A 5,584-nucleotide genomic window follows, 5' to 3' on the forward strand; every position below is an offset into this window, starting at 1 on the left:
GCCCTGGCCGCCCGGACGGCCGCCACCGCACTGCGCGGCCGCGCTCCGGCCCCGCCGCCGGAGCGCGGCCGTCGCCGCCCACCCCCGCCCGGGCCTTCCTCACCCTGCTGGGCATCACCCTGCTGAACCCGCTCACCGTGCTCTACTTCGCCGCCCTGGTGCTCGGCGGCGGCAGCCAGGACGGCGTCCCCACCCGGGCGGCCTTCACCCTCGGCGCCTTCGCCGCCTCCGCCTGCTGGCAACTGCTGCTGGCCTCCGGCGGCGCCCTGCTCGGCCGGGCCCTCACCGGCCCGCGCGGCCGGCTGCTCACCGCCCTCGGCTCCGCCGCCCTGGTCGCCGCCCTCGCCGTCCGGCTGCTGCTCGACTGAGGCCGGCGCCGGGCGTGGTGACCGGCGCCGCCGGGTCGGACGCGCTCAGCGACCGGGCGCCGGAAGGAGGTTGGCGAGCGGGTGCGGAGTGGCATCACACACCGCGACCGGCCCCGCCACCCCGGTCGCCGCCCCCACCGCCCCTCCCCCGGTCATCTGACCAGCGGGATCGGCAGCACCGCCGCCGCGCGGCCGCGTGCCCGTTTACGTCCTATTCCTCCCTTGTATCCTGGTTCTGTATCCGCTGAGTGACATCCGCCGAAGACCCAGCCCGGCAGCGGGCCCCGCGCCCCCGCCGAGCCGACCGCCCGACGACGCCGCCACCGACCCGGAGGAGTGCGGAGATGGCCGAGCAGGACGCCCCCGAGAGGCGGGGCCGACTGAGCCGCCCGCTGGTACTGGGCGCCGCCGTGGCCCTGGTCGACCGCGAGGGCCTGGCCGCGCTGACCATGCGCAGGCTGGCCGCCGATCTCGGCGTGGAGTCGATGGCCCTGTACCGCTACACCCCGGGCAAGGAGGCGCTGATCGACGGCCTGGTCGAGGCCTACTTCGACGAGATCAACGCCCGGCTGCGGGCCGGCGCCGCCCGCGGCCCGCACGAGGACGGCTGGCGCGCCGAACTGCGCCGGATCGCCCGGGCGTTCGCCGCCACCGCGCACGCCCACCCCGAGATCCTGCCGCTGGTCGCGACCCGCCCGCTGGCCGTCCCGGTGGCCCGCCGCCCGGCCTCGGTGCTAGAGCTCACCGAGCACATCCTGGCCGTGCTCGGCCGGGCCGGCTTCGACGACGCCGGCGCGCTGACCGTCTACCGCACCTTCGTCGCCTGGAACCTCGGCTGCCTGCTGGTGGACAAGCGCCAGGTGGTCGACAACCCGAACGAACCGGACCCGGCCCTGCGGCTCGGCCTGCACCGGCTGCCCGCCGCCGACTACCCCAGACTGCGCGCCCTGGTGCCCCGGTTCTCCGACTTCGACGACGAGGCCGAGATGCTGAGCGGCCTGGACAGCCTGCTCGACGGGATGCCCGAGCCGCCCCTTGACGGCTTCTACCGCGGCGACGCATCCTGAGGATACGAGGTACACGTCGGACATATCCGCTTGAATCCGGCACCGCTGAGCCGGCCGTGGGCCGCGCTCCCCCGGCGCCCGAGAAGAGGTCGCCATGTCCGCCGTTCCCACCCGACCGCCCCGACCCGACATCCTGCGACTCCGCGTCACCGCCAGGGACCCGGAGGTCCTGCGCGCCCTGCTGCGCGAGGCCCGCCCCGACACCGGTGGCCGCCCGCACGTCGAACCGGACGGCAGCGTCGGCATCGACGTCTACGCCCCGGAGGACCGGATCGCCGCCCTCGAACGCGAGGGCGTCACCGTCACCCGGATCGGCAACGCCAGCGAGGCCGGCCGCGCCGCCCAGGCCGAGGTCGGCACCGGCGACCGGTTCGCCGCCGCCGACGCCGTCCCGCACGGCCTCGCCGCCAAGCCCGCCGGCTGACCCGGGAGGTCGTCATGCCGTACCTGAACATCACCGAGGTCGAGTCCGCCGTGGCCAGCCTGGCCACCGCCTACCCCGGCACGTCCGAACTGCTCACCCTGCCCGAGCCCTCCATCGAGGGCCGCACCGCCCACGCCCTCAAGATCGGTGCACCGGCCCCGGTGCCCAAGAGCTGCGTGATGATGATCGGCGGTGTGCACGCCCGTGAATGGGGCAGCTGCGAGATCCTCGTCCACCTCGCCGCCGACCTGCTGGAGGCCCAGCGCGACGGTACCGGCCTCGGCTACGGCGGCACCGTCTTCACCGCCGACCAGGTCCGGAACCTGCTCCAGCGGCTGGACCTGGTGTTCTTCCCGCTGGTCAACCCGGACGGCCGGCTGTTCAGCCAGACCGCCGACCCGATGTGGCGCAAGAACCGCAACCCGGCCAACGCCGGGGGCAGCACGAACCCCGACTGCGTCGGCGTCGACCTCAACCGCAACTACGACTTCCTCTTCGACTTCGCCACCGCCTTCGCCCCGACCGCCACCCCGCAGGTGTCGGCCGACCCGTGCGACCAGCAGGTCTACGAGGGCCCGAGCGCCTTCTCCGAGCCCGAGACCCGCAACGTCCGCTGGCTGCTGGACCAGTTCCCGCGGACCGGTTGGTTCGTCGACGTGCACAGCTACTCCCAGGACATGCTCTACAACTGGGGCGACGACGAGAACCAGTCGGTCACCCCCGCCATGAACTTCCGCAACAGCCAGTACGACGGCAAGCGCGGCCTGCCCGGCGACGTCGCGTACGCGGAGTACATCCCCAAGACCGACGCCGACACCGCCGTGCTGCTCGCCGAGGCCTTCTGCCAGGGCCTGCACGGCGTGCGCGGCCTGGCGTACAAGCCGCTGAGCGGCTTCCACCTGTACCCGACCAGCGGCACCAGCGACGACTACGTCTTCGCCCGCCACTTCGTCGACCCCGAGCAGGGGAAGGTGCTCGGCTTCACCGTCGAGTGGGGCACGCAGTTCCACCCGCCGTGGGCCGAGATGCAGCGGATCGTCCTCGACGTGGACGCCGGGCTGGTGCGGTTCTGCCTGGCCACCGCCTGAACCCCTGCCCCGAAAGCCACAGTGCCCGACAGCAGGGCGCCCGCCACGACCGGTCGTGGCGGGCGCCTTGGGATGCGGGGGTGCGCGGGTGCTCAGGCGGCCCGGTGGAAGAAGAACGGGTCGATGGACGGCGGCACCCGGGTGACCCCGTCCGAGCTGAGCAGCTGGTGGGTGGTGAAGTTGGCGTTGCGCTGGTAGGTCACGCCCACCGGGAAGTTGGCCCGGTCGGGGGTGTTGTTTCCGGCGAAGACGCCGTAGAAGTCCTTTCCGACCGTGACCATCCGGAGGTAGTCCCCCAGGTACGGCAACTGCGTCCCGGCCGGCGGCACGTCGCCCGGGGCCTGGTGCAGCACATGGCTCTCCGTCGTCCCGAAGCCGTCGGCGGTCAGTTCCAGCACCGTCGACCACTGGTTGTGGACCAGCTGCTGGTAGACCAGCCCGACCAGGCCGTCGGAGTTGACCGCCAGCGACGGGTTCTTGCCGTTGACCACGTCCGGGCGCGCCGCGGCCCAGGTCTGGCCCCGGTCCGCCGAGTGACGGCTGTGCAGCACGTAGTCGGTGGGGGCGGTTCCGCCGAGGTTGTCGCAGTAGGCGATCCAGACGCTGTTGGAGTCGGTGGGGTCCACGGCGACGGCCAGGTCCGCACCGGTGCGCTCCTGGCCCAGCGACCGCTGGTGCGGGTTGAACCGGGCCTTGCGGCCGGTGACCACGCGCTGGCCGACGTCGCCGACGGCCGAGTCGAGGAGGTCCTCGAAGGGGTTCGGTCCGACGCCGCCCTTGTCGTCACGGGTCATCACGACGTCGAAGGTGATCAGGGCCCCCGCGCCGGTGGCGGTCACGCTCAGGAAGGCGACGTAGATCGTGCCGTCCGGGTGCGCGGCGATCCGCACCGGCGGCCCGTCGAAGAGCGTGCCGGTGTGCCGGTCGAGCTTGACGGGCGCGAAACCGGCCGGAGCGGGCCCGGTGCCGGCGTCGTTCGAGACGTCCACGGTGGCGGTGCCGCCGGGCTGGGCGACGTCGTTGCTGCCGATGTACACCCGGTCGCCGCTGCCGCCGTTCGCCGTGACGGTGGTGGCGACGACCCAGGGCTGGTCCTCCCCGCTCCGGTCGACGAGCACGGCCATCGGCGTGCTCGCGGTGATGTCCGGCGCGCGCAGGATCTGCAGGTCGCCGCTCTGGCCGTTGAGGATGCCGGTGTAGAGCCGGCCCCCCGCCCCGCCGAAGCCGACGCTGATGTCCCCGGTACCGAGTGCCCCGTTGCCCGGGACGACGCTGTTCAGCACCCAGGTGTCCCCGCCGTCCGTCGAGACGTAGACGGGGGCGAGCGGCCCGTTCATCGGGTCGGGGGTGAAGGCGGTCGCGACCATCTCCAGCGGGTTCTCCGGGTCGACCGCGAGGTTGGGCTCACTGTCCAGGTTGGTGTCGCCGCTCAGCGCCTTCGGGGTGATGTTGACGACCTTGATGGTGGGCATGTCGGCTCACCTCCGTTCCCGCAGCACGGCGAGCTTCTGCGCCGGCTGGTAGTCCTCGGGGTGGAGCAGCCGGTACGGCGCCCGCGCGGCGAGCTCGCCCCCGGTGGCGTGCAGCAGCCACAGGCCCAGCTGCCCGGGCGTCGGTTTGGGCACCGCGCGCCAGCGGATGTCCCCGCTCGCCGGGTAGAGCACGGTGGTCGGTCCGGGGGCGGCGCCGCCGGACTCGACGAGCGAGACGTCGAGCGTGGCCCGCCACCAGTGCGGGTCGTGCTCGGAGTACTCGGCCAGGCCGAGGTCCTCCAGGCCGACCACGGTGGCGACCACGACGGCGTCCGCCTCGGCGGCGTGCGCGGCCAGGTCCTGGTCGCGGATCTCCCGCTGCACCGAGGAGAAGGGGAGTTCGTCGGCCGTGGTGGCGGCCAGCGAGACGTGCTGCCGGACGGCGTCGGCCGGCAGCCGGCCGACCTCGGCCACGCCCAGGCCGTCCCCGTAGACCATCCCCCTGGTGAAGAAGGCCGCCGTGTCGCCGACCTTCAACAGCTCGGCGTCGGTGGCCAGTTGGACGGTGACCTCGCTGCCGCCGAGCTGCCGGAAGGCCGCGGGTGCGTGCAGCACCTGGTCCACCCGGACCACGGCGGTCCGTTCGTTCCTGGCCTCGGCCGGCAGGGCGGCGAGCGAGGTGCCGCCGACCCTGGTGACGGTGCCGAGGAAGCTCAGCGGCGCACTCCGGACGAGGTCGCTCAGCCGGGGTGCGGCGGCTGGTGCGGTGTCGGTCATGACGGTCCTCCGATCCGCTCACCGCGCGGCGCGGACCGGGGCCGGGTGCGCCCGGCGCCACTCGGTCCGCGCGCCGAGCGCGCACCCGGCGGTGACGGCGGCTGCGAGCGCGACCACCAGCCACTCCGCGGCGCCGCTGCCGGCGTCCGGGTCGAGGCCGAGCAGCGTCTCGATCCACTGCGGCCACACCAGGGTGAGCAGGAACAGGAGCCCGGACAGCGCGCCGAGGGCCGTCTCCAGCCAGAATCGCGGGCGCACCGGGCTCGGTCGTCGATGGGCGGGGGCTTGTTGGGAAGGCATTGCCGCGCCTCCCCTCTCCCTCCACCCGGGCCGCGCCCGGCGCGCCACGCGCGCCGTCCCGGTGCCGCCGGGCCGCACGGGCCCCGCG

The 5,584-nt window shown here is 74.0% G+C and carries 7 protein-coding genes; 4 read left to right on the top strand and 3 right to left on the bottom strand.

What is annotated here, in order from left to right; genetic code table 11:
- The 4 genes from AE652_RS34075 to AE652_RS34090 all read left to right on the top strand — a co-directional run.
- The coding region (locus tag AE652_RS34075) for a LysE family transporter (protein ID WP_159028630.1) at positions 1-368 on the top strand (368 nt) is incomplete at its 5' end.
- Between the two features lie 344 nt (positions 369-712).
- Positions 713-1,435 carry a TetR/AcrR family transcriptional regulator gene (locus tag AE652_RS34080; RefSeq protein ID WP_049658718.1) on the top strand — a complete coding sequence of 241 codons (723 nt, stop codon included), beginning with the start codon at positions 713-715 and terminating at the stop codon, positions 1,433-1,435.
- A 94-nt stretch (positions 1,436-1,529) separates the two neighbouring features.
- A complete protein-coding gene (locus AE652_RS34085; protein ID WP_049658719.1) occupies positions 1,530-1,859 on the top strand; it encodes a hypothetical protein in 330 nt (109 codons plus the stop codon).
- 14 nt (positions 1,860-1,873) lie between these two features.
- Complete coding sequence (locus tag AE652_RS34090) at positions 1,874-2,947, top strand: M14 family metallopeptidase (protein WP_049658721.1); 1,074 nt, start codon at positions 1,874-1,876, stop codon at positions 2,945-2,947.
- Between the two features lie 92 nt (positions 2,948-3,039).
- Here AE652_RS34090 and AE652_RS34095 read toward each other — a convergent pair whose 3' ends face one another.
- From AE652_RS34095 to AE652_RS34105, 3 genes are read right to left on the bottom strand one after another with little or no spacing between them, the layout of a single operon-like run.
- Positions 3,040-4,419, bottom strand: coding sequence for a hypothetical protein (locus AE652_RS34095; protein WP_049658722.1), 1,380 nt, complete (start codon positions 4,417-4,419; stop codon positions 3,040-3,042).
- 6 nt (positions 4,420-4,425) lie between these two features.
- Positions 4,426-5,196, bottom strand: a complete 771-nt coding sequence (locus AE652_RS34100; RefSeq protein ID WP_049658724.1) for a hypothetical protein — start codon at positions 5,194-5,196, stop codon at positions 4,426-4,428.
- Positions 5,197-5,214: 18 nt separating this feature from the next.
- On the bottom strand, positions 5,215-5,454 hold the full coding sequence (locus AE652_RS34105; RefSeq protein WP_234348641.1) for an ABC transporter permease: 240 nt from the start codon (positions 5,452-5,454) through the stop codon (positions 5,215-5,217).
- Between the last annotated feature and the right edge of the window lie 130 nt (positions 5,455-5,584).

Origin of the sequence: Kitasatospora sp. MY 5-36 (assembly GCF_001182915.1) — a bacterium.
In the GTDB taxonomy this organism is placed as follows: Bacteria; Actinomycetota; Actinomycetes; order Streptomycetales; family Streptomycetaceae; genus Kitasatospora.